This is a genomic window from Hyunsoonleella flava (assembly GCF_004310325.1).
GTDB classification, from domain to species: Bacteria; Bacteroidota; Bacteroidia; order Flavobacteriales; family Flavobacteriaceae; genus Jejuia; species Jejuia flava.
The window spans coordinates 1-456 of sequence record NZ_SIRT01000034.1; the positions used below are offsets into that span (position 1 = coordinate 1).

General features: G+C 40.1%; 1 protein-coding gene. It reads left to right on the top strand.

Annotated features, from left to right (window positions below; translation table 11 throughout):
* Nucleotides 1-234 (top strand): hypothetical protein (locus EYD45_RS16815; RefSeq protein WP_165453961.1); only part of this gene is annotated, 234 nt, incomplete at its 5' end.
* Nucleotides 235-456: the final 222 nt, after the last annotated feature.

Here is a 456-nt window from a genome sequence, read left to right on the forward strand (position 1 = left end):
GATGGAATAAAAGGAATCGCTTATCCAAACATTGTAGTCATCGATCCTAAGGAGAATCATTCGAAATGGGAAAAAACTGAAGCGCCTGATGATTTTAAAGACTTGGTTTGGTCTTCTAAAAAGGACTCTGGACTAGTAATAATCAACTTAGAAGAACATACTAGCCAACCCAAAGAATTATGGAATGCTATTAAAAACTTGGACTTTGTACAAACTGCAAACAACATTGTATAACCGCAATTACGGCGGACAGATGGTTAAACGGAAGATGAATTCCCGCCCAAGATCTGATCAAGAAAGAAAAACACTAACTTCAAACCCGTAATTGACGGTTATACGTTACCGTTGGATGTAATTGCCTGCGGCACGTGGAACCGCGTTTTGCAAACGCTCCCCTTCCACTAATCACATCCAACGTCCACTGTTTATTGCACCCCAACCATTTTTAGGCTATAT